We start from the raw sequence: 23387 nt of genomic DNA, 5'->3' as shown, positions 1-23387 counted from the left end.
GTAGTTAAGTCGAGTAGGAGGAATTATTCCATGACACAATCTAAGAAAAAACTAGATGAGCATTACGAGGAATTTAAGGAGCAAGGCTATACGCTATTTGAGGGAGTCTATAATCCAGAGGACATTGCGCTGCTCAAAAAGACGTATCATCGTTTGCATGAATCTGTCTCAGGTACAGCATTTGATACATGGTGGTTCGCCAATACCTGTGAACTGGCTCCCACACAAATGCTTCCGGCTGTAGCCAACCCGTTGATTCTAGATTTTGCAGAACTCGTACTAGGGCCCTTCGTTCAATTGGACAATTTATCTTTGGCAGGGTTTCCTTCCACATCACAAACTGAGGCTCAAGGGAAAGTAAACGGTTGGCATCGCGACCGATGGGCAACCTACCCGATGACTGAAGACTATGTAAGCCCACTTTCAATTAATGCGATCAGTTATCTGCAGGAATTGACCAATGAATATGGACCGTTAAGGGTTATCCCAGGTTCCCACCGCCAGAAAATCGACATTAACAAAGAGGATCGAAGCAGACCGCATAAGGAGGAACAAATCCTTCATCTGAAGGCCGGAGACGTCGCTGTGACGCACAATGGACTCATTCATAGCGGTACACCCAATACCTCTGGGGATACCCGATATTTTTTCAGTGTCTATTACAACAAAAGCTGGCTTAAACCTACGGATAATCATAACGGACCGAATGTACAACGGATCATCAAGGAAGCGAGAAGCCGTAATGACCATCGCCTTCTCCGGTTATTCGGAGTCGATGAGCAGCTGGACGTCCGTGCGAATTCTGGATTCCTAGATGCGGATGAGCAGCTTTGGGCCCAATGGGCAGCAGCAGACAAAGCGGCTGTAAAGATTGGCAATTAGGAAAAAGGATGAATAACGACTAAATAGGAGACTTGTCCTACAAGCGCAGTTAGCTGCTTATGGGACAAGTCATAGTTCGTTCAACCTTTATTCGCTTGCATCCCCGGTGTGAAATCTTCCCCCTGGTACTTTCAAAATCACCATTTACGATAAGGATCAAAAACCATAACATGGGTCTTGTAAGCATTTACATGATAACTTGGAGGAATGAAAATGAGGGGCTTGTTCAAAAAGAGAAGGTTGCTAATGGTTGTTACCGCTCTTTCAATGTTGGTGCTCGCGGCTTGTGGAAATTCGAACAATAACAGTAATCCGTCGGCTAGTCCATCTGAGAGCAGCGCTGCTCCTGCAACAGAAACGGCATCAGCTTCAGCGTCAGAATCAGCACCAATCGAGAAGATTACTCTAAAAGCACTTATGCATTCGAGCTGGTTAAAAGGTGGAATGGAAGCTGTTCTGAAGGATGCCGTAGAGAAAACGGGAATCACTTTAGAGATCGAGAAGCTTCCAGAGGGTACTGATGGAGATAATCTAATCAAAACCCGATTTGCTACGAATGACAAACCGGACCTATTGTTCTTCTATCCAGCTGTTAAAGAGAGCGATGGCTTAGGAAAACCAGAGGAACAGTTCGTTCCGCAGGACGATCAACCCTGGATGGCTAACTTCAACAAGGATGTATGGATAGATGCATTTGCTTCGTCGGGGACTTTCTATGCTGCTCCTTACGGGGGATCAAGTATGGCAGTTATGATATATAACAAAAAGGTTTTTGAAAGCTTGAATTTGCAAATCCCAACCACAATGGAAGAATTTTGGGCTTTATCTGAGGCGGTCAGTAAAGCGGGTAAGGTTCCGGTGTATTTGTCGGCCAAAGATGCTTGGACCTTGCAAATTCCATCACTTCAATCCGGTGCAGCACAGGATAACCTGCAGGAAATAACGGATAATGCATATACGAATAAAGGAACAATGTCCGATTTTACTGCCAAGAGACAGGGCATTACGTTCCTTAAGGATGTTGTTGATAAAGGTTATGTAAACAAAGACTTTTTATCTGATACGTATGATAATGCACAGAAAGCTCTGGCAAATGGAGATGCAGCCATGTATCCGATGGCTACTTGGGTCATGACCGACATTTCCACAAAATTCCCAGATCAAGTCAATGATATCGGATCATTCCTTATTCCCTTTAATGATACAGGTAAGAATATGGCCGGGATTTTCCCGCCTAGTGCGATGTATGTTGTTAAGGGAAGCAAACAAGAAGCGGCGCAAAAATTCGTGAACTACTTTGAGTCAATTGAGACACAAAATATTTATTTCGGATCTGAAGGTGGTATTCCGACGATCAAAGGGATTACGAATACACAACTGACGTCTGCCGAGCTTGATGCTCAGAAGCTTGCGGATGAAGGGAAAGCCGGTCCAGTTGGCGTTAGTCCTTCAAGTGGCATTCCTCAATATGTAGCTGGGGATTATCCAGCATACCTTCAGGATGTAGTCGCAGGTGCAAAGACCCCAGAGCAGGTCCAAGAGGCAGAACAGAAAGAATTAGTGAAGAACGCTAAGGCCAAGGATGATCCGAACTTCAAGTAAAGCTTACTAGAAATATTCGATTGGATAAGCAATTAAGGGAGAGAGTTTCTGAAGTAAAGAAACTCTCTCTATTTTTTGGAGGGGAAATGTATGCTGAAACGTCAATACTACAGGTATTCTATGCTAGCGCCAGGATTCTGCATTTTCCTAGTCTTCTTCGTCTGGCCTGCGGTTTCAAATTTTTTCTACGCGTTCACAAACCTAGACGCCACTTTTAAGTACACACGTCTTGTTGGATTTGATAATTTTATTTCTATATTTGAAGATTCGGGTAGTTCAATAGCCTTTAAGAACACTTTTATATTTACAGTTGTAACGACAATCAGTAAAGTCGGTCTTGGATTTTTGTTAGCTAACTTTGTAAATATTAAGCTTAGAAGCACGAATTTCTTGCGTTCTGCGCTTTTTTTCCCCGTTATATTAAGTCCAATTGCTGTAGCATTGGCATTTACGGCCATTTTCCACCCAAGTCGTGGATTTCTCAATGTGCTATTGCAGAGTGTTCATCTTGACTTTCTGATGCAACATTGGCTTACGAATAGACATATCATCATGTACTCCATTTCTTTTGTGGAAACATGGAAGTGGACCGGATTAACCGTCATCTTGTTTCTAGCTGCTCTCCAGACGATTCCTAAGGAGCTTACCGAGGCAGCCAAAATTGATGGAGCAACAAGCTGGGAGCAGAAGAGACATATTATATTCCCGTTGATTCTTCCCGTTGTTAATACCAACATCATTATCTCCTTAATTGGTGGATTAAAGGTGTTTGATATCGTATATGCACTCACAGGTGGGGGGCCGGGAAATGCCTCTAATGTTATTAATACGATGGTATACAAGAGCTTCTCGCAAGGAAGGAACGGGGAAGCGACTGCAGCTAGTCTATTGTTGTTTGTATTCATTCTCGTCCTTGTATCGATCACGAATAAATATCTGAATAAAGATAATAGAGGGTGAGTGTAATGCAAGGTTGGAGAAAAATACTATTGGAAGTTGTTTCTCTATTGATCAGCTGTGTTATTGCCATTCCGATTTATTTGGTTATTGTAAATTCGTTTAAGACTGGAGCGGAGGCTTCGGATTTAGGCTTATCCTTACCAACGAAGTGGAGTATATGGAATAACTATACTGACGTGTTTGTAAGCGCAAAGATTCCACAAGCCTTATGGAATACAACAATTCTAACTGTAGTTAGTGTCTTCTTTATTATCATTTTCTGTTCTCTGTCTGCTTATTTCATTCAGAGGAGAGAAAACAGGGTAAGTAAGCTAATACAGACCATTATTATCGCGGGTTTAATATTGCCCTCTTCGATCATTACCACGTATATGCTGATGTTTGATTTGAATTTGGTCCGTACTTATTTAGGCGTTATTTTACTCTATATTGCTGGGAATTACGCTTTTCTAACCTATGTCTATATCGGTTTTTTTCATAGCATTCCAAGAGAATTGGATGAAGCGGCGATTATTGATGGGGTAAGACCCTATGGTTTGTTCTGGAGAATTATTTTCCCCTTATTGAAGCCAGTTAGCGCCAGTGTTCTCATTATTGCCTTTATGTCGGTATGGAATGACTTCACGACACCATTCTATTTCTTGAACACAGCAAGTAGATTCACTTTAAGTCTGACCGTGTACTTTTTCTTCGGGCAGCATTCATCGGACTGGAATCTGGTTTTTGCTGATATAATCATCGTTTCATTGCCAGTTGTTATCTTATATCTATTTTTGCAGCGGTACATAGTTGAAGGCTTAACCGCGGGGGCTGTTAAAAGTTAATAGAAGAGAGGACTGAAAGCTAATGATTGATAGTTCTAAGGAATATCTATATACGGAAAATCCAGACATCGGCAACGAATATAGAGAGAAACAGAAGGTAGAATTTGCTCGACTCATTGAGCGTATGCGTTCAAGCAGCGATGAGCAACGTGGTGTTTTCTTTAAACCTAGCACAGCGTCAATATATTCCTATGAACAGGATATAGAATCGTATCGGCTACAGTTCAAGGAGATGCTAGGATGGCCACTGAAAGATCCCATGATCTCTTCATTACCCCCCCGTGCAGAACTGTCATTTGTTGCCGAAGATAGTCTCAGTAAGATATACAGGGTTCGGGTAGAAGGGGAATATGAGCTGACAACTTACGGTTTGTTATTCTTGCCTCATACAGAGGGCCCCTTTCCACTTGTGATTTCACAGCATGGTGGAGCAGGAACGCCGGAATTGTGCTCTGGATTATATGGTCCGACGAATTATCATGATATGACCCGAACAATTCTGAAGCGGGGAATCGCCGTATTTGCACCTCAACTACTTCTCTGGAAAGAGGAGGAATACGGTCCCAAATATGACCGAGTTCAAATGGATAAACAATTGAAACAGCTCGGGAGCTCGATTGCGGCGGTAGAGATCTATAAGATTCAGAATAGCTTGAACTATTTACTATCACGGGATGACATCGATGCTAGCAAAGTTGGGATGATCGGATTATCTTATGGTGGGTTTTATACGCTGTATACGGCTGCAGTAGATACTCGGATCAAGGCGGCGTACTCATCCTGTTTTATTAATAATCGATTTATATACGATTGGCCTGACTTCACTTGGTTCAATTCGGGAAACACCTTTTTGGATGCGGAAGTATGCGGATTGATATGCCCGCGATATTTACATATCGAGGTTGGGAGAAACGATGAGTTGTTTAGCTATGAGCATGCGATTAAAGAAATGGATAAGGTGGAGAAGCGATATGAACAATTAAATATAAAGAACCGCGTATCTAGCGAAGCTTATGAGGGTGGTCATGAACTGAATTCGAACGATCAAGGTATTGATAAATTCTGCGAATACATTCATAGTCTGTGAGTTATAAAGCTGCTCTACTTGTAGGAAATTACAAGTAAGGCAGCTTTTTTCTTGTGAATCGAGGATCATATGGGGCACTAAGGTTAGCTGAGTAATACGGATGACCGAATGTCAATACCGTGCAATAAGATTCGGAGGAAATGGGATTCTACGCAGGAGAAAATCATGCTAGCGATCGGATAACTAGAACAAACGGTGCAAAGACCGTATGCGTGATCCATTGTAAACTTAAGGAATGGAGAACGGGGGGGCAATTAGATGAAGCTGGATCGGGAGAATGTCGCCGTATTATCGGCGGGACAGGGAAAACCAGCCATAGGCTGGGCTCCGACGAGGAACCGAGACTCGCCGGTGCGGACGGACGTTGGAGCGAAGGCGTGTTGCACATATGGATCACGTTGCCTCCGCTGCATCCTGGGGTTATCGGAATTGGCGAATGCGTCGGTGAATTAAGCGCACTTTCCTCATTTACACAGATTGACAGGCCTATCCTGGATCATCCATAATTATAGGAAAGATCGGGGAAGCACCCCGCAAAGCGGGACACGATTCGTGTTGCTTTGCGGGGTGTTTGTTTTCGAGGAGGAGGCAGGAAGGATGAGCGCCAATAAAGCTGACAAAGCGACTAAGGTTAAGGGGACGCACGGCACTTATTTCATAGAAGAAAGATATGAAATCATCGGAGGTGTCCGATACGATTTCCTGTCCTCACCCGGTCTATCGACTCGTGGATCAAGTTCTTGCTCGTCGAAGGAGAATACCGGATGGTCGCGACCTGGACGGAGGAGGACAAGCTTGTTTCTTCCTCCGTGCCTTGCCTAGTCATCGAGCTTTCGTCTGTTTTCGAGAAAGAGTCTTAGACGCATAGCCAGGGCGAACTGGAGACTTTATTTTTAATAAACATATCCGAGGGGGAAGATCAGATTGGCTTTCATAACATGTAACTATTTTTCGGAAGTGCTTGGCCTAAGCACCTCTATGACCGTTATTTTACCTCAGCAGACATCGACGCAGATTGGGTTGAATAATCGCAGCAGCCAGAAGCTACATAAGACTTTATATTTATTGCATGGGTTCTCCGATGACGATACGATTTGGTCACGGAGGACGTCGATTGAACGATATGTAGCAGAGCTTGGACTCGCCGTAGTAATGCCGAATGTGCATCAAAGCTTCTATACGGATATGGAGTACGGCAATAAGTATTGGACATTTCTAACAGAGGAGCTGCCGACCATCGCTCGATCCTTCTTCCCCTTATCCGAGGCGAGGGAGGATAATTATGTTGCAGGTTTGTCTATGGGGGGCTATGGCGCTTTCAAATGGGCGCTAAGGCATCCGGATCGATTTGCGGCAGCAGGTAGCTTATCTGGCGCACTTGATATGGCAAAAGATACTAATTCCCCGGCTTTGGCTTATTTGAAGCCTTATTTACAACTTATTTACGGGGAAAAGGAAATAAGAGGCACGGATGAGGATTTACTACATATTGTTGCCGAGCAATCCAAGTCATCTTCGGAGAAGCTTCCGCTCTATCAATGTTGCGGTACAGAGGATTTTCTATACGATGCTAATGTCAATTTCCGTGACATATGTAGAGAAGTGGATTATCCGCTGACTTACGTTGAAGGGCCGGGCCATCATGAATGGGGCTATTGGGATACGCATATTCAGCATTTTTTGAAGTGGCTGCCTTTAGAAAAATAGTAAACTATCTATCTTTCCTTATAAAATAGAAAACCTTGATGACCCGAAACAGCGGGCTATCAAGGTTTTTCGGCGTGCTTGTGCTTTACGATTTGCTAATAATAGTATCGTAAAAACGTTTTGAATTACGAAAGTGGGCTTTTATGCTCTCTTTCACCAATTTCATATCTTTAGCTTGAATGGATTTTAACAGCAAAGTACGCATATCCAGACTGCTCTCGATAGCCCCCGGAACATGTAAGAGCCGGAGGCTTGTTTCGCGTCGCAAATAAACGACCGTTTGCATGAGCTTGGCATAGATTCGATTTCCGGATATGTCGCCCATATACAAATCAAAATTATCCAATCCATCTAGAAAGCTTGCCGGATCTATACTGTTCATAGCTTGTCTGAGGGAATCGAGTATGTTCTGTAAATAAGCATGGTTCTCTATTGTCGCAAGTGAGGCAGCGGATAAGTAGACTTCGGTTTCAATGAGCTGCCGAGCCGCATACACTTCATCCAGGTTATGAATTTCACTATGAAACATCCAGGTGATGGTTTCGACAGGGAGAGGAACCCTTTGTTCGTTCACAAAGCTTCCTTCACCGGCTTTGATGGTGATAAGTCCTACCAGAGATAAAGCACGCAGGGCTTCCCGCACACGGCCTCGAGTAACCTGAAATTTTTCAGCGAGGTCTCTTTCGTTGGGTAGTTGTTCACCTGGGGTTATTTGTCCGGACGTGATTAATCCGGCGATTTGTTCCATGATCTGCTCGGTTACCGTTATTTTTTTGACAGCTTTGACTTCAAACATCCGATAGCCCTCCGATAACAAACTTTAAATATCATGACCCATCTTAATGAGCCTACTATACAGAATATTGTTGAGATGTACAATCACATATGATATCTTCAAATCATGGTACTCTGGTAGCACCACGAAAGGGGAGAGAAGTTATGAAAAAACAGCTTCGCGGCATCACTTGGAATCATTCAAGAGGTTATGTTTCTGTTGTAGCTACCTCGCAAAGATTTATGGAGTTGCATCCTGACGTTGAGATCACCTGGGACAAAAGATCGCTCCAGCACTTCGCGGATTATCCGATACAAGTTCTTGCAGAGAAATATGATTTGTTAATCATCGATCATCCGTGGGCAGGCTTTGCCGCCGACAAACAAATTCTGGTTCCACTCGAACAGAAGCTACCCCGAGAATTTATGGAGAACCAATCCGCTAATTCCGTCGGATTATCCCACCAAAGCTATAATTTCAGCGGATTTCAGAGTGCGCTTGCTGTCGATGCTGCAACTCCAATCGCTACATATCGGCCAGATTTGTTCGTCCAAGAAGGGTTAAATTTGCCTGAAACCTGGGATGAATTACTGATTCTTGCCAAGCAGAAAAGGGTGGCCTTTGCCGGAATTCCAATCGATACGCTAATGCAATTTTATATGCTGTGCGTTACGCAAGGGGAGGAACCCTTTAGTTCTACAGATAAATGTATCAGCTTGGAAATGGGCACTAGAGTGTTAGAGCAGTTGAGAGAATTAACAAGCTATTGCACAAAGGAAATGTTGGATTGGAACCCCATCCAGGTATACGAAGCCATGGCGGAGCGGGAGGACATTTATTATTGTCCGTTTGCTTATGGATATTCCAACTACTCCAGGCGAGGTTATGCCAAAAATCTGTTGTATTCTACGGACATGGTGGCGATAGGCGAGCACGGCAAGTTGAAGTCAACACTGGGTGGCACGGGACTAGCGATCTCCGTTCATTGCGAAGCTATGGATGCAGCGCTTGAATATGCGATGTTCACTGCGGGCCCGACGATCCAAAAAACGCTTTACTTTGAAGGAGGCGGGCAGCCGGGTCACAGAGTAGCTTGGCTTGACGAGGAAGTGAATCGACAAACGAGCGATTATTATCGCAATACGCTCCCCGCACTGGATCGTGCTTATATGCGTCCACGGTATAGTGGATATTTTCACTTTCAGGATCATGCTGGCGATATTGTTCGCGACTATATCCGCTACGGTGGCAATCCGGCAGAAGCCCTTGAGAAGATGGATGTGCTCTATCGTGAGTCATTGAAGGAGGAATAGTGATGAAGCCATTGGAAGGTATTGTCGTTCTTGACTTCAGCCAATTTCTCTCTGGTCCATCGGCAGCACTTCGGCTTGCGGATCTTGGAGCGCGTGTAATCAAAATCGAAAGGCCAGGCTCAGGTGATTCCTGCCGCCAATTGTCTTTGCATAATCTCATGTCCGATGGCGATAGCCTTTTGTTCCATACCATTAATCGAAACAAGGAAAGCTATGCCGCAAACTTAAAGGATCCTGAAGATCTCGCTAAGGTGATCAAGCTAATCTCTCATGCTGACGTGATCATTGAGAACTTCCGACCGGGTACGATGGATAAGCTTGGTTTGGGTTATGAGGATGTAAAGCTAATGAATCCGAAAATCATCTATGGCAGTGTTACCGGTTACGGGAAAACAGGCCCATGGAGAAATAAACCGGGACAGGATTTATTGGTGCAATCCTTGTCAGGCTTGGCTTATCTTAACGGCAATGCCGACCAGCCACCCGTTCCATTCGCGCTTGCTGCGGCGGATATGTTCACAGGGGCGCATTTGGTTCAAGGTATTCTGGCTTGTCTGATCCGCCGCGGCCGAACGGGTGTTGGGGGACTTATAGAGGTAAGCTTACTTGAATCGATTCTGGACTTTCAATTTGAAGTGTTAACCACCCATCTGAATGATGGCGGACAGCCACCTGTACGTAGCTCCGTGAATAATGCTCATGCCTATTTGGGTGCGCCTTACGGGATTTACGAGACAGCTGATGGATACCTTGCATTGGCAATGGGATCAGTTATTCGCTTAAGCGAGTTATTAAATTGTCCAGCGCTAGCTGCTTACAGTGATCCGAAATCGTGGTTTCTACAACGGGATGAGATTAAGAGGATTCTCGTGGAGCATCTTTTAACGCAACCGACACAAGGTTGGTTAGATGTGCTTGAGCCTGCAGACTACTGGTGCGCCGATGTACTTACATGGGAACGTTTATTAGCACATGAGGCCTTTCAGGAATTGGACATGGTGCAAGAAATTTCGCGGCCGGGTAGCCAACCGATTAAGATAACACGCTGCCCGATTAAGATAAACGGCATGCGGCCGGAATCGACGAAATGGGCACCCTGGGTCGGGGAAAACAATGCAAAGCTCGAAGAGGAGTTTCACTTGGTCGAACCAACGGCTAAGGGAGAGAGACAAGTATGACGATGACAGATTTGGATAAACCGCTACAGGATATGCTTGTGCTAGATTTTAGTCAGTTTCTTTCCGGACCGTCTGCGAGTCTACGCTTAGCCGACATGGGAGCAAGGGTTATCAAGGTCGAACGAAGTGGCATCGGTGATATTTGCCGCACTTTATATATATCGAATATGGAGTTGGATGGGGATAGCACCTTATTCCATTCGATTAATCGGAATAAAGAAAGTCTTGCTCTCGATTTAAAAAATCCAACCGAGCTTGATGTCATCAAAAAACTGATTGGTAAAGCGGATGTCATGATTGGAAACTTTCGTCCAGGTGTGATGGAACGGCTAGGGTTAAGCTACGAACACGTCAAGCTGATCAATCCGCAGATCATTTATGGAGAAATAACCGGTTATGGTCATAATGGACCTTGGCGTGACAAGCCTGGGCAGGATTTGCTTGTGCAATCCCTCTCCGGCTTAGCTTATCTTAACGGAGATGCTGAACAGCCTCCGATGCCATTCGGATTGGCTGTTGCGGATATGATGGCGGGGGCGCAGCTTGCTCAAGGGATACTCGCGTGTTTGGTGCGACGCGGGGTCACAAGTCATGGCGCTTTGGTTCAAGCCAGCTTATTGGAAGCAACACTTGATTTCCAGTTCGAAGTACTGACGACTTATCTCAATGAAGGTAAGTCACCTGTTCGTAGCTCCGTGCATAATGCGCATGCCTACCTGGGTGCTCCATATGGGATATACCGTACGAAAGATGGGTACCTCGCTCTGGCTATGGGTTCTGTTGTTGAACTCGGACACCTGTTGGGGTGCCCCGAGATGACCATGTATACCGATTCAAGCGAATGGTCCACCAAGAGGGATGAAATCAAACGGATACTAGCAGCGCACTTGCTTCATGAAACGACTGAGTTATGGCTTTCCAAGCTCGAGCCTGCCGATTATTGGTGTGCTGATGTTTTATCATGGGATCGGCTTCTGAAACATGAAGGCTTCCAAACCCTTCAGATGACCCAGCAGGTCACTCGCAGCAATGGAGCAAGCTTAATGACAACACGTTGTCCGATTCGGATTGATAGGGCCTATATGACATCTCCGAAAGGATCGCCGCGCATCGGCGAACATAATGAAGCAATATTGCAGGAAATAGCAGGCATGTGACTATTAAGATAGAACAGGAGAGAGTAGCCGTGATACAATCGATATTTTTTGAGGATTATTCGGAAGGGGCTTCCCGAGTCACGCTTGGAAGAACCATTACAGAAACCGATATTGTTCTACATGCAGGTCAGACGGGTGATTTTTTCCCTCATCATATGGATGCCGAATGGTGCAAAACACAAGACTTTGGCCAACGCATCGCACATGGTACATTAATATTCAGTGTGGGTATTGGAATGACGGCAGGGGTCATGAATCCGGAAGCCTTCTCCTATGGCTATGACCGCCTGCGATTTGTAAAGCCCGTGCACATTGGGGATACGATTCATGTTCGAATTACGATTGCCGATAAACAAGAATATCCGAAGAAGCCTGCATATGGATTAGTTACAGAACAAGTAGAAGTTGTGAATCAAAGGGGTCAAGTTGTCATGGCCTGCGCGCATTTGTTATTGGTGAAGAAAAAACACGAATAAGGAGGATGACGATGGAAACGGAGATCAGCGCTTTAATGGATTTGGCGTATAAACCTACGGTTCCTCGGAACAAAACGATAGGAATCGGCATTGTAGGCGCGGGTGCTATTGTTCATGCCTGTCATTTGCCCGCCTATCAAATAGGTGGACTCCATGTGGTGGGAATATATGATATTGAAAGATCCAACGCCGAGAAGGTCGCCGCAGAATTTGGAATCAAACATACTTTTACCACCTTAGACGAGTTACTGGATCATCCTGAAATCCAGATTATCGATATTGCAGTTCCCTCCAAATTTCAGCCTGAAATCGTTGAGCGAGCAGCAGCAAAAGGCAAGCATGTTCTATGCCAAAAGCCCCTAGGCGAATCATACGCGGATGCTAAGCGAATTGTAGCTGCATGTGAAGCCGCTGGAATAAAAGGAGCCGTCAATCAGCAATTACGCTGGGCGCCAGGTATTCGCGCAAGCCGCACGATCATGAAGCGGGGCTGGTTGGGTGAGGTTACACAAGCATCCATTCAAGTGAATGTGAATACAGATTGGTCCCTATGGCCCTGGATTACGGAAATTGACCATCCAGAGCTGATGTACCATAGTATCCACTATATCGATGCGATTCGTTCCTTGCTTGGCACTCCCGAATATGTGTACGCGGATGGTGCCAAGTTCCCTGGTCAAGTATGCAAGGGAGAAACAAGAACGCTCATCCATTTGAAATTTCCTGGGGACACGCTTCGCGGACTCATTCATGATAATCATAACCATATCGCCGGACAGGAAGATTGGTACGCAACCTTCCGTTTTGAAGGAACCGAGGGCATCATTAAAGGTACGAATGGGGCTTTGTACAATTACCCAGTCGGTCAAGAAGACACATTAAGCTTTCTATCCAAGCAGATAGACCCTACCTGTTGGTTAACCCCGCAGCTGGAGGGCCGGTGGTTTCCGCATGCCTTTCTGGGAACGATGGGAGAATTATTGTGCGCGGTGGAAGAGGATCGTGAACCGGAAAACAGCGTGCAAGATAATTTGTTAACTTTACAAACGTTGTTTGCCGCCATTCGCTCGATGGAAGAGAACCGTCCTGTTTGGCTTAAAGAAATACGATAAATCTTATAAAAGGAGGTTCAAGTCATGAAAATAGATGCTCATCAGCATTTTTGGAATCTCGATAAAGTGGAGTATCCTTGGTTAGTTCCATCTTATGGGTCGATCTATCGTACTATCGAAGCAGATGAGCTAGAGCCTCAGATCAAAGCAGCAGGAATCGATAAGACAGTTATCGTTCAGGCAATGAATTCTTATGCGGATACGGATTATATGCTAGAAACAGGGGCGAAATTCGATTGGGTTGGCGGTGTGGTAGGCTGGGTCCCCTTGGACAACCCGGATGAAGCTGCGAAAAAGCTGGAGGAGTATACCAAAAATCCACTCTTCAAGGGCGTTCGACATTTGATTCATGAAGAAAAGGATCCAGACTGGGTCGTTCAAGATAAAGTCATCGAAGGGCTAAAGGTATTGGCAGCCTTCGGAATGACCTTTGATGTGGTTGCTGTGTTCCCTAACCATCTAAAGCATATCCCCCTAATTGCCGAGAAAGTGCCGAAGCTCAGGATGGTGATCGATCATCTGGCCAAGCCGCAGATTAAAAATCGGCTAATGGAGCCATGGGCGAGTGAGCTCAAGACCGCAGCATCCTATCCACAAGTCTATGCCAAGCTATCGGGGCTCAATACGGCAGCGGATTGGGATCATTGGTCAGCTGCAGATTTGATACCGTATACCGATCATGCCTTTGATGTATTTGGTGCGGATCGATTAATGTTTGGAAGCGATTGGCCTGTTGCGAATCTCGCTGGAAGCTATAGCAAGGTTTGGGGAGAGGCGAACAAAATGCTAGAAGGTCGCTCTCAGGTAGAGATTGATGCGGTATTAGGGGGAACGGCGGTCTCTTTTTATAAATTGTAAGACATGTATTTCAGGAAATTAAACAGCCTTAGTCCGATGGAGTTCGGGCTAAGGCTGTTTAATGATGATTGTTCTTCAAGGACTATGATCCGTTATTTTGCCAGGATACCAGTGCCTGCACCTGTAGCCGGATCTTTCGGCTTGCGGTGGAAGAGACGATCGGTGCCTTTGTGAAGGAGTGGAAGGACATAACGGTCAAGTCCGAAGCGACCTGCGTTCGTTCCAGCGACGACGACGAGTAATCCGAGAAGCAATAACCAAGGGTTGGTGCTTACTGTTCCAGTGAACAGGAACATGAAGTTCATTAAGAGTCCGAAGAATGCGGCTGTGACGGTCAACGTACCAAGGATGAGACCAAGACCTACAAGGAACTCTCCCCAAGGAATCATTACGTTGATAATTTTAACGTTCGGTAATGCGAAGTTTTCTAGGAAGGCAAGGTATGTTGGGTAAACTGCCTCGCCTGTTGCTTTATCGACAATCGGATTATTAATAGCTCCGTTTAAGAATCCTCCAGCGTTGAAAGGTGTTGCACCCGTGATTTTATGCCATCCAGCAGTGATCCAAGCATATCCAACTACGAAACGAACAATAGTGACTAAGACTGCAGCAATGCGATGCTCTCTCCACAATTTCATCATGACACTCACTCCTAAATTTTATTTTATGGGGCCTTGAATTTGAAAGTACTGATTAGTCGTTATCGCCTTATCTTATACTTAGCCGATGTTTGAGATCGAAACTGCTTCTTCATCGGGCTCACCATCCTCGTTTGTTTTCTTGTATTTCATGTCTTGATTATAAATCGATTCTCCAACTTTAAATGTGAATTAAATCACAATGTAGAAAAAAGATGAATCGATTTAGCTTTATTTTTGAAGAAATCACCAGTATGCTTTAAGAAGTAGCACCACAAAAACATTCTAAGGGGGAATTGAGATTGGCTTTCATCACTTGTAACTTTTACTCGGAGGTACTGGGGCTAAGCACCTCTATGACCGTTATTTTACCTCAGCAGACTTCGACGCAAATTGGGTTGAATAATCGCAGCAGCCAGAAGCTTCATAAGACTTTATATTTGTTACACGGCTTCTCTGATGACGATACGATCTGGTCAAGAAGAACATCGATCGAACGATATGTAGCAGAGCTTGGACTCGCAGTAGTCATGCCGAATGTGCATCAAAGCTTCTATACAGATATGGAGTACGGCAATAAGTATTGGACCTTTCTAACTGATGAGCTTCCGGCTATCGCACGATCCTTCTTCCCCTTATCCGAAGCAAGGGAGGATAATTATGTAGCAGGCTTGTCAATGGGAGGATACGGGGCCTTCAAATGGGCACTAAGGCATCCGGATCGATTTGCTGCTGCAGGTAGCTTGTCCGGCGCACTTGATATGGCAAACGGTATCAAATTCCCCGCCATGGCTCATATGAAGGCGTATTTCCAGCTTATTTACGGAGAAAAGGATATTAGCGGCACCGATGAGGATTTACTTCAGCTTGTAGCCGAGCAATCCCAAGCTTCTATGGAGAAGCCTCCATTTTACCAATGCTGCGGTACTGAAGATTTTCTATATCCAGATAATATCTCCTTCCGTGATGCTTGTAGAGAGGCAGAGTATCCGCTGACTTATGTTGAGGGGCCGGGTAATCATGAATGGGGCTATTGGGACACGCACATTCAGCATTTTCTAAAGTGGCTGCCTTTAGAAAAGTAGAAATGCTAACTTAGACCGCTTACGGAGAGGTATATATGAGGAGGAGCTACTCTTGATTCAATACCAAAGCGAAAACATAACGGTTTTCCAGAGCGCATTATATCAGACGACCTCGACGATCATTCAAACGAATGAAATGGTGCTCCTCGTAGACCCGAACTGGCTTTCGGGTGAAGTAGAGACGATCAAGGATTATGTAAATGCGATCAAAGGAAATCGGGACACGTATCTTCTATTTACTCACGGTGATTTCGATCATATCATAGGCTATCAAGCGTTTCCTGATGCGAAAGTAATTGGGAGTGTCGGACTGAAGCAGCATCCACAGAAAGAGAAGAAGCTTCAACTGATCCGGGAGTTCGATAACTCAAATTATATTATTAGGAATTATCCTATTGAATTCCCGAGGCTAGATATCGTGATTCAAGAGGATGGCCAGCAGCTTTGTCTAGGAGACACAACAATCACTTTCTATCTCGCACCGGGACATACGGAAGATGGATTGATGACTATAGTTGAGCCGCTGGGGGTCTTGATTGCAGGAGATTATTTATCGGATTTTGAACGACCGTTTATTTATCAGAGTGCGAAGGCTTATCGGCAAACTCTGGAGAAAGCGGATCGTATTTTCGCAACTCATTCGATTCACTTGCTCATACCCGGTCATGGGCAAGCCACTGCTGATTCGACAGAGATGACGAGACGCTTGGACATGGCATCGGATTATTTGAACCGATTATGTGAGGCGGTCATGACGAACAATGAAATCGCTCTTGATGAGCTCTATCATGAGCATGCCTTTCTATCTCCCTTTACCGAAGGCTGTCACAAAGAAAATATAAACATTATTAGACGTGAATGTGGCTCTTCTGGTATTGCCGGGGGGTAAGGCCAGTCCATTTCTTGAAGGTAGAGCTGAAGTGGCGCTCTTCCTGATAGCCTACAAGCTTGGCGACGGCGTATATTTTGTAGCGCTCTAGCAACAGATCTTTGGCGCGCTCGACACGGAATTGATGCAAATAATCGAGGAAGTTCACACCAAGCTCTTGCTTGAATAACGAGCTCAGGTAAGAGCTGCTGACGAACGTTTCCTTGGCGGCAAGCTCAAGAGTGAGATTGGTGCTGTACTTATTGCGTATCAGCTCGATCGTAGCGTGTACCGTACGGTGAAGAACCTTGTGATTGGAAGCGGCCTCTACAATGCATTGTACGATTTTCTGTAAAATCGATGAGCATTCGTCTATCGTCTCCATATCCGGCATTTTCTCAATCCAGTTGATGACGCCATCCTGCCATTCTATGGAGCCTGGGTAGCGTTCCTTCGCAAATTTTTGCAGCTCTAGAATAAGGCTTGTGACTCGTAATATGATTTCGGCTCTCGAATACTCGGGATGCTCCTTAAAGTAATCGAGTCCCGCCGCGATCGAGTCTACCACTTGTCCATACTGCTCATTCTGCAAGTAGACGAACCATTCCTTCTCCCATTGTTGAAGATAGGCATCGTCCATAATGGATGTCCTCGGGCGGGTCTGTCGGTTCATTTCTGTATGAAAAAAAATCCCCCCATTACCCTGGTAAAAGCGTTCCTCCATCGCTTTCAGTGCTTGCTGATAAGCAAGATGTGCATCGTTTACCGACGGTTGCATGGAACTAACGGACAAGCTTATGGTCAGCTTAAGATGAGATTCTAGATTAATCTTCAATTGCTTCATCATTGCCTCTGGATGATGCTCTGAAGCAGTAGTCGGATAATTACCGAACCATAGAATATCGTCTCCATGGCGAAACACTTCGAGTCTGCCGTCATAAGCAGAGGTAAGTGATTCGTTTGTTATGTTCAATATAGCGAAACGGATAAGCTCTAGATCACGTTCGGAGTAGGGATAATGGCTTTTATGGGTATCCATCCGAATTAACCCGATCTCAATCGGTCCAGGCTGCAGGGTAAGATCGACCTCACGTATAACCAAAGAGCGGTCCTCCAGGGGCATAAGCGGCTTCTGGATCCACTGCGTAAGAATTTGATTTTTCAGATGGTGAATATTCCGATTCCAAGCTCTGTTCATTTCCGAGAGAAGAGGTCGATTGGGTGCAGAAGCCTCGATTTTCCGTTTCACATCAAGAATTACACGGATAATATCTTGCGGCACGCATGGCTTGAGCAAATAGTCAGACACTCCGAGATTGATCGCTTCTTTGGCATATTCAAACTCGTTGTAGCCGGTTAACAGTATTGTATGAAAAGTCACCCCGTCTGCCTTTGCCTTTCGTATGACCTCCAGCCCGTTCATGTAGGGCATTCGGATATCTGTCAGAAGCAGGTCAGGTGGATTATTCATGATCATTTCCAGAGCCTGACGACCATTCTCCGCGACTCCGGTAACTTCGATATCGTACAGCTTCCAATCGACGAGGGCGATAAGCCCTTCGCGAAATGATTGTTCATCCTCCGCGACGATCATTTTAAGCTTCATTCGTGATGTCTCCTTGTCTGATCCGGATTTGTACTCTTGTTCCTATACCTTCTTTGCTCTGAATATCGAATTCCGCATGCTCGTAGAACAAGGTCAGTCGCTCTTTAATATTGGATAGTGCCATCCCGGAGCGGGATTCGCTAAGTAATCGCTTGGAATGTGCTTTGCGGCCATCCATCAATAAGTGCAGCTGTGCCTCCGGTATGCCAGGTCCGTTATCCGACACCTCAAGAATGACCCATTCATTTTCACGATAGGCTCTCACATGAATGTTCCCTGTTCCCTCGGAAGGCTCGATGGCATGGATAATCGCGTTCTCGACGAGCGGCTGGAGGAGCAGCTTCGGCATGTGAAAGTTCCGTAAAGCGGCCTCTATCTCGATCTCGAAGTGAAGCCGTGTTGGATATCTTTTCTTCTGCAGGAATAAGTAATGCCGTACAAGCTCGATCTCTTGATCCAGCTCTACATAATCATTTCCGCTGTTCAGGCTTAGTCGGAATACCTGCGAGAGTGAGACGACCATCTCCGATATTTCGTGATCATTTTTTTGCATGGCGCTCCAGTTTATCATGTTTAAGGTGTTGTACAAGAAATGAGGATTGATTTGGGATTGCAATGCCTTAAGCTCAGCTTCTCTCTGCTTCAGGCTAGAGGCATAGACATCGTCGATTAACAGCTTGATCCTTCCAACCATCGTGTCGTATAAATGCCCGAGACGACCAATCTCATCATTTCCTGTAAAATGGACCCGTTGGGTGAAGTCACCTATCTGAAGCGCTTTCATCGATAGCATAAGCTTTTTCATTGGATTCGTAATGATGCGAGCGATCAGCCAGAAAAGGATGATGGCAATAAAGCTGACGATTAGCATGATTGCTAGTGTTGCTGATCCGATATGGTTGAGCTCTAAAACCAGTTTGCTGCGATCTTGAATGACGACCGTATGCCAGTTGGTGATTGCGGAGATGGAATCGGATACGATCAATTTTTTGTTTTCCTTCAATAAAGCAAGGCCAGAAGCAGGTGGAGTGTCATGGGCTCCGCCTGCATGTGCGAACACCGGGAGCTGCGTAATGGGCTTACCAATCCAGCTCAAATCGGTCGCTGCGAGAATGGTTCCGTTATCATCCATTATAAATTGAACGGCGCCCTCCGTGTCGTGGAAGAGGTTGCGGCTAAGCCTGTCAGCATCCATTCCGATTACGATCAGCCCGGTCTGTTTATAGTTGTAGAAATCCTTGTAGGGCTTTATCAGAACAATTTTATAATGATAATCACCAGTCAGCACATTATCTGAAGGGCTGAACATATCCCATAAATAATGGTTGGGAGCAGTGTTATAGCGTTCATAGTATTTCGTTTCCTTAAATTTCTCGAAGCTGATCGCACTTGCAATCCCAGTATGCGTCATAACGAAGGGTTGATCGGTTACATGAGTCCTCGGGAACGAATAGAGAAGCAACGACTGGATCGACTCCCCGGTCACCATAAGTGGAAGTAAGGTTTTGGTCACCTGATCGCGTAGCTTTGGAGTATCCCCGTTCATCATCATTGCCTGAACCGACGGATTGAGAAAGATATAGTTAGAGAAGCTTATCGTATTTTTGGCAAAGTAGTCTAGTTGGTCCTGCGTTTTCACAGCCATATTCATCTGAGATTGACGAATTTTGTCCACTACCTCTTTCGAAGCAATCATATAGGAATAAAGACCGGTTATACCGACGGTAATAAGAAGAAGTGGAATAATTAAGGTGAGCAATTTTCGTTGTAACGAATAGTTTCTATAGGGAGTCATTAAAGTTCTCATTGTATTCACCTGTGGGTGTTGAATAAGTTAGATTTGGTAGAGTTTAGTATATCAAAGAAACGCATGTGTATTGATGAATGTTGTCAATTATCCAAAAAATGAAGCAGATATTCATAAATATGCACCATATTTATGGAGGATAGTTACGGGCTATAATGGGTGCAGATCAGGGGATGATCCTGCTCAAACAAAAAAAAGGTGGGGTAACAATGAAGAGAATGCTGATATCAATTGTGGCCATGATCATGGTATTTACACTGGCTGCTTGCGGCTCCAACAACAACAACAATAGTAGTAGCAGCTCCAGCCCGAGCAAGGAAGTGGTGTCGGAAGCACCTGCGACTACGGAAGCAGCAACACCGGCTGACGAGCCTATTACATTGAAGTTCTTCACGGCTTTAGCGGATCGTGCTAATGGTGCTGGTAAGGTTGAACAAGATATTATCGATGCTTATACGAAGGAAAACCCGAACATTAAGATCGAGGTTGAAGCCCTTCAGGACGAGCCTTACAAAGCGAAAATCAAAGTATACGCTTCAACAGATGCGATTCCGGATATCATTCAATCGTGGGGTCAAACCTCTTTCATTAAGCCGCTTATAGACAATAACATGCTTCTTGAGCTTAATGCTGGTGATTTCGCTGATAATAATTTTGTTCCGGGTGCAATGGACGGCTTTATGCAAGAAGGCAAAGTGTACGGCTTGCCTAGAAGCGCGGACTTCCTAGTACTTTACTACAATAAAAAGATATTCGACGATAACAGCTTGTCGGTACCGACAACGCTTCCTGAGCTGCTTGAAGTATCCAAGAAGCTAAGAGCGAAGGGCATTAATCCGATTACGACGAACGCTATGGAAGGCTGGTCATTGCCGATCTGGTTCGAATATGCGGCACAACGCGAAAATGGCGATTTCAATAAGATAGACAACGTATTGAAGGGCCAAGGCACATTCTCAGGCGATGCGGATTTCCTAGCTGCGGCTAAGGATCTTCAAGAATTAGCAGCAAACAAAGCATTGGCAGACGGCTTCTTGACTGCAGACTATGGTACATCCCGTAACTTGTTCGGTCAAGGACAAGCGGCAATGTTTGTTATGGGTAACTGGGAAGCAGGCATGGCTACGGACGAGAATTTCCCTGAAGAGGTTCGTAAGAACATTGGTGCAATATCCTATCCGACTTCGGACAAAGGAAAAGCAACAGATGTGGCAGTATGGTTCGGCGGCGGATATTCCGTATCGAAAAATTCCAAGCACCCTGAAGCTGCAATTGCATTCTTGAAATATTTCTTCAAGCCAGAAAATTGGGCGAAGCAAGTGTGGCAGGGCGGAGCAGGTACTCCTGCGCAATCCTTTACTGATTATTTAACAGGTCAGGAATCCACACTTCAGAAGCAACTGGTTGATATTTTCGGATCAATAACGTCCTCCAGTGGGACTCCAATGCATGATATGGGCACAGATGAGTTCAAAACAAAGGTCATGGAAGCCCATCAGAAGCTGTTCGGCAAACAAGTTTCACCTGAGGACTTCCTCAAGGAGCTTGATGCTGCAGTAGCCCTGTTGAAGTAATGAACGGTTGACCGAAGAACAATCATAGGTATGGTTAAGGGAGCAGGCGAATCCATTTCGGCTGCTCCCGCTTATATAGAACTAGAACGATAAGGCGGGAAGAGGTATGCACAAACTATTAAGCAGTCGGATCACCATCTTTTGGCTGGTCGCTCCTAGTCTACTCTTATTTCTGGTCATGATCTGCTTGCCTATCGCAATGAGCGGATATTATGGGATGACAAATTGGCGTGGTGTAGGTTCTTATGATTTTATTGGTTTGGCGAATTACTCAAAAATATTATTTCATGATGAGGTTTTCTGGCGTTCGCTATGGAATGCACTGCTGCTGCTCGCAGCAACATTGCTCATTCAGCACCCGATAGCACTCTTATTCTCGATTCTAGTCACGAATGCGGGAAGGTTCGAGAAGTTTTTCCGTACCATTTTTTTCATACCGGCGGTTATTTCCATTGTTGTCACTTCGAAAATGTGGGTAAGCGTATTCCATCCGAATTTCGGGATGTTAAATAAACTATTGGATGGTGTTGGACTCTCTGCTTTAAAGCAGGATTGGCTCGGAGATCCAAAGCTAGCCATCTGGTGCATTATTGTAGTCGTGATGTGGCAAGGTTTTGGTTATGCGTTATTGCTCTATTATGCGGGATTACAAGGCATTCCTAAGGATCTCTACGAAGCGGCTGAGCTAGATGGAGCGGGTCGTGTAACCTTGTATACGAAGGTCGTCATTCCACTGTTGACTCCGATGGTACGCGTAGCCGTTGTTATCGCTGTAACAGCTTGTCTTAAGCAGATGGAGACGATATTCCTCATGACCAATGGCGGACCTGCCAATACGACGCAGTTCGTTGGTAATTATATTTATAAAACAGCGTTTTCCTCCTCTCTCTATGGCTATGGGAACGCGATTTCAGTTATTTTCGTCATTATATGCCTCATCATCACAGTCATTATGAACAAGCTGTTCAGTAAAGACGTCGGTGAGTTCTAATAAAGGAGACACATCCAATGAAGACAACCTCGCCAGTCCTAAAGTTGATCCAGCACGTCATATTATGGTTTGTTGCGCTCATTCAAATTTTCCCGCTTGTGTGGTTAGTCAATTACTCGTTCCTAAAAAGCGGAGATTTCTTCGGTAAAAATATATTGAAATGGCCTGCTGTATTTGAATGGAAAAACTACAATAGCGCTTTTACTTCGGGTAAAGTGCCACATTTCATGCTGAACAGCTTGATCATTACGACGGTAACGATATTAGCGGCGGCAATCTTATCTCTCATGCTAAGCTATGCTCTTACCCGTATGGAATGGAAGCTACGCAAGCCGACGATGGCGTTTATTTTGTTGGGGATGATCGTACCGATTCATTCCACGCTACTTCCGAATTTCATTTTGTTTGATTGGTTACATATAATCGATAATCCTTTGTCTCTAATTTTGCCTTACATTGCTTTTTCGTTACCGATCAGCATGCTCATTATATCCGGCTTTGTGGAGACGATTCCGAGGAGCATTGAAGAATCGGCGGTTATAGATGGTAGTTCCATCTACGGTGTTATCTTTCGAATTCTATTGCCGATTACGAAACCGGCAATCGCTGCTGTCTGCATTATGAATTTCATCAGCTGGTGGAACGAATTTATTATGGCGAACACGTTTCTAACATCGGAAAAATTCAAAACGTTACCGTTCTCCATCATGAAGTTTGCTGGGCAATATTCGTCGAATTATGGCGCACAATTCGCGGTAATGACCATGATTGCGCTGCCGACCGTCATTATCTATTTAATGTTCACAGAGCAAATGTCTCGCGGAATTACAGCAGGTGCAGTAAAAGGATGATAACGATTACATTATTGTAAAAACAATACACATAAT

Annotated in this window: 23 protein-coding genes; 19 read left to right on the top strand and 4 right to left on the bottom strand. The window is 44.9% G+C overall.

Going from position 1 to position 23387, the window contains the following annotated elements:
- Positions 1–30 precede the first annotated feature (30 nt).
- From M1K58_RS26420 to M1K58_RS26385, 8 genes are all read left to right on the top strand, one after another.
- Positions 31–882 carry a phytanoyl-CoA dioxygenase family protein gene (locus M1K58_RS26420; RefSeq protein WP_256761893.1) on the top strand — a complete coding sequence of 284 codons (852 nt, stop codon included), beginning with the start codon at positions 31–33 and terminating at the stop codon, positions 880–882.
- Positions 883–1095: 213 nt separating this feature from the next.
- On the top strand, positions 1096–2484 hold the full coding sequence (locus M1K58_RS26415; RefSeq protein WP_256761892.1) for an ABC transporter substrate-binding protein: 1389 nt from the start codon (positions 1096–1098) through the stop codon (positions 2482–2484).
- 90 nt (positions 2485–2574) lie between these two features.
- A complete protein-coding gene (locus M1K58_RS26410) occupies positions 2575–3444 on the top strand; it encodes a carbohydrate ABC transporter permease (protein ID WP_256761891.1) in 870 nt (289 codons plus the stop codon).
- A gap of 5 nt (positions 3445–3449) precedes the next feature.
- On the top strand, positions 3450–4268 hold the full coding sequence (locus tag M1K58_RS26405) for a carbohydrate ABC transporter permease (protein ID WP_256761890.1): 819 nt from the start codon (positions 3450–3452) through the stop codon (positions 4266–4268).
- A gap of 22 nt (positions 4269–4290) precedes the next feature.
- Positions 4291–5355, top strand: coding sequence for a dienelactone hydrolase family protein (locus M1K58_RS26400; protein ID WP_256761889.1), 1065 nt, complete (start codon positions 4291–4293; stop codon positions 5353–5355).
- A gap of 140 nt (positions 5356–5495) precedes the next feature.
- The gene (locus tag M1K58_RS26395; RefSeq protein ID WP_256761888.1) at positions 5496–5861 is read left to right on the top strand and encodes a hypothetical protein; all 366 of its coding nucleotides are present in this window, start codon (positions 5496–5498) and stop codon (positions 5859–5861) included.
- 91 nt (positions 5862–5952) lie between these two features.
- On the top strand, positions 5953–6177 hold the full coding sequence (locus M1K58_RS26390) for a hypothetical protein (protein ID WP_256761887.1): 225 nt from the start codon (positions 5953–5955) through the stop codon (positions 6175–6177).
- Between the two features lie 102 nt (positions 6178–6279).
- Positions 6280–7062: an alpha/beta hydrolase gene (locus tag M1K58_RS26385; protein ID WP_256761886.1), complete on the top strand. Its 783-nt coding sequence runs from the start codon at positions 6280–6282 to the stop codon at positions 7060–7062.
- Between the two features lie 85 nt (positions 7063–7147).
- Here the strand turns inward: M1K58_RS26385 and M1K58_RS26380 are convergent, their stop codons facing one another.
- Positions 7148–7858 carry a FadR/GntR family transcriptional regulator gene (locus M1K58_RS26380; protein WP_256761885.1) on the bottom strand — a complete coding sequence of 237 codons (711 nt, stop codon included), beginning with the start codon at positions 7856–7858 and terminating at the stop codon, positions 7148–7150.
- A gap of 143 nt (positions 7859–8001) precedes the next feature.
- Here M1K58_RS26380 and M1K58_RS26375 point away from each other — a divergent pair, with 143 nt between their 5' ends.
- Genes M1K58_RS26375 through M1K58_RS26350 form a run of 6 tightly spaced genes read left to right on the top strand, consistent with a single transcriptional unit; the run spans position 8002 to position 13931 of the window.
- Complete coding sequence (locus M1K58_RS26375; protein WP_256761884.1) at positions 8002–9150, top strand: ABC transporter substrate-binding protein; 1149 nt, start codon at positions 8002–8004, stop codon at positions 9148–9150.
- A 2-nt stretch (positions 9151–9152) separates the two neighbouring features.
- Positions 9153–10328, top strand: a complete 1176-nt coding sequence (locus tag M1K58_RS26370; protein WP_256761883.1) for a CaiB/BaiF CoA transferase family protein — start codon at positions 9153–9155, stop codon at positions 10326–10328.
- A complete protein-coding gene (locus M1K58_RS26365) occupies positions 10325–11485 on the top strand; it encodes a CaiB/BaiF CoA transferase family protein (protein WP_256761882.1) in 1161 nt (386 codons plus the stop codon). Before M1K58_RS26370 ends, M1K58_RS26365 begins: the two co-directional genes overlap by 4 nt.
- A gap of 29 nt (positions 11486–11514) precedes the next feature.
- Positions 11515–11961, top strand: coding sequence for a MaoC/PaaZ C-terminal domain-containing protein (locus M1K58_RS26360; RefSeq protein ID WP_256761881.1), 447 nt, complete (start codon positions 11515–11517; stop codon positions 11959–11961).
- A gap of 11 nt (positions 11962–11972) precedes the next feature.
- Complete coding sequence (locus M1K58_RS26355; RefSeq protein WP_256761880.1) at positions 11973–13073, top strand: Gfo/Idh/MocA family protein; 1101 nt, start codon at positions 11973–11975, stop codon at positions 13071–13073.
- Positions 13074–13097: 24 nt separating this feature from the next.
- Positions 13098–13931 (top strand): amidohydrolase family protein, encoded by an 834-nt coding sequence (locus M1K58_RS26350; protein ID WP_256761879.1) that lies wholly within the window; start codon positions 13098–13100, stop codon positions 13929–13931.
- Between the two features lie 92 nt (positions 13932–14023).
- Here the strand turns inward: M1K58_RS26350 and M1K58_RS26345 are convergent, their stop codons facing one another.
- Positions 14024–14572, bottom strand: a complete 549-nt coding sequence (locus M1K58_RS26345) for a DoxX family membrane protein (RefSeq protein ID WP_256761878.1) — start codon at positions 14570–14572, stop codon at positions 14024–14026.
- Positions 14573–14871: 299 nt separating this feature from the next.
- Here M1K58_RS26345 and M1K58_RS26340 point away from each other — a divergent pair, with 299 nt between their 5' ends.
- Both M1K58_RS26340 and M1K58_RS26335 read left to right on the top strand, forming a co-directional pair.
- The gene (locus M1K58_RS26340) at positions 14872–15654 is read left to right on the top strand and encodes an alpha/beta hydrolase (RefSeq protein WP_256761877.1); all 783 of its coding nucleotides are present in this window, start codon (positions 14872–14874) and stop codon (positions 15652–15654) included.
- Positions 15655–15706: 52 nt separating this feature from the next.
- Complete coding sequence (locus tag M1K58_RS26335; protein ID WP_256761876.1) at positions 15707–16543, top strand: MBL fold metallo-hydrolase; 837 nt, start codon at positions 15707–15709, stop codon at positions 16541–16543.
- On the opposite strand, the gene M1K58_RS26330 is transcribed toward M1K58_RS26335, so the two are convergent.
- Both M1K58_RS26330 and M1K58_RS26325 read right to left on the bottom strand, forming a co-directional pair.
- A complete protein-coding gene (locus M1K58_RS26330) occupies positions 16503–18128 on the bottom strand; it encodes a response regulator transcription factor (RefSeq protein WP_256761875.1) in 1626 nt (541 codons plus the stop codon). The two genes, M1K58_RS26335 and M1K58_RS26330, sit on opposite strands and share 41 nt — an antisense overlap.
- On the bottom strand, positions 18118–19935 hold the full coding sequence (locus M1K58_RS26325; protein WP_256761874.1) for a sensor histidine kinase: 1818 nt from the start codon (positions 19933–19935) through the stop codon (positions 18118–18120). Before M1K58_RS26325 ends, M1K58_RS26330 begins: the two co-directional genes overlap by 11 nt.
- Positions 19936–20144: 209 nt before the next feature.
- Here M1K58_RS26325 and M1K58_RS26320 point away from each other — a divergent pair, with 209 nt between their 5' ends.
- From M1K58_RS26320 to M1K58_RS26310, 3 genes are all read left to right on the top strand, one after another.
- Positions 20145–21509, top strand: a complete 1365-nt coding sequence (locus M1K58_RS26320) for an ABC transporter substrate-binding protein (protein ID WP_256761873.1) — start codon at positions 20145–20147, stop codon at positions 21507–21509.
- A 106-nt stretch (positions 21510–21615) separates the two neighbouring features.
- Positions 21616–22500, top strand: coding sequence for a carbohydrate ABC transporter permease (locus M1K58_RS26315; protein ID WP_256761872.1), 885 nt, complete (start codon positions 21616–21618; stop codon positions 22498–22500).
- Positions 22501–22517: 17 nt separating this feature from the next.
- On the top strand, positions 22518–23351 hold the full coding sequence (locus tag M1K58_RS26310; protein ID WP_256761871.1) for a carbohydrate ABC transporter permease: 834 nt from the start codon (positions 22518–22520) through the stop codon (positions 23349–23351).
- The last annotated feature ends 36 nt before the right edge of the window (positions 23352–23387 follow it).

This window comes from Cohnella sp. WQ 127256, assembly GCF_024519285.1.
Lineage (GTDB): Bacteria > Bacillota > Bacilli > Paenibacillales > Paenibacillaceae > Cohnella.
Note: the sequence above shows the minus strand (reverse complement) of the source record. Positions and strands in the feature narration are given on the sequence as shown.